This is a genomic window from Streptomyces sp. A18 (assembly GCF_059026065.1).
In genome coordinates this window covers 1-925 of the sequence record NZ_JBWLKL010000133.1, presented here as the reverse complement: position 1 = coordinate 925, position 925 = coordinate 1, and the positions used below count along the sequence as shown (strand labels likewise).

The window sequence follows — 925 nt, the reverse complement described above, 5'->3', positions numbered from 1 at the left end:
AGGAGTTCCAGGGCGGAGGTGTGGGTCGGCTGCCCGTACTGCCGGTGAGCCGGTACCTGCGGGAACTGGGCGGCAGTACGGGCCGGTTCTCGATGTCGGCCGTGCTCGACTTGCCGGTCGGCATCGATCAGGAGGGCCTGTCGGCGACCTTGACAGCGGTATTCGACCGCCACGACGCGCTGCGCTCCCGACTCGTCGTGGGCGACGAGTGGAACCTGGAGATCACCGATCCGGGTTCGGTGGACGTGACCGGCCTGGTCCACCGGGTGGAATGCGATGGCCAGTGGGATGAGCCGCGCTGGCGGGAGCTGGCAGAAGCCGAGCTGGACGAAGCCACCGGACGGCTGGATCCGCGAGGCGGGGTGATGGGCCAGTTCGTATGGTTCGACGCAGGCGCACAGGTTCCCGGCCGCCTGCTCGTGATGCTGCACCACCTGGTCGTCGACGGCGTGTCCTGGCGGATCCTCCTGCCCGACCTCGCCACCGCCTGGGAGCACGTACGTGAGGGGCGGACGCCTGAGCTCGCGCCGGTGGCGACATCGGTGCGGCGTTGGACCCACGCCCTCCTGGACGAGGCCGTCAGCGAGAACCGGCTCGCCGAACTCCCCTTGTGGCGAGGCATTCTGGAGACAGCAGATCCCGTGATCGGCTCGCGTCCCCTGGACCCTGCCGTGGACGTGGCGTCCACGGCGGAGTACCTGTCTCTGCGGCTGCCGGTGCGGGCGACAGAGGCGTTGCTGACGTCGGTGCCGACGGCGTTCCGCGGCCAGGTGAACGACGGCCTGCTGGCCGGCCTCGCCCTCGCCGTGGCCAAGTGGCGGCAGAAACGCGGCATCACCGAATCCTCTACGCTGATCCGGCTCGAAGGACACGGCCGTGAGGAAGGCGTCGTACCGGGAGCCGACCTGTCCCGCACCGTGGGCTG

Annotated in this window: 1 protein-coding gene; it reads left to right on the top strand. The window is 69.8% G+C overall.

The window, feature by feature from the left end; translation table 11 throughout:
• Positions 1-44 precede the first annotated feature (44 nt).
• On the top strand, positions 45-925 hold an 881-nt coding region (locus AC5P1C_RS43825), incomplete at its 3' end, for a condensation domain-containing protein (protein WP_493871592.1).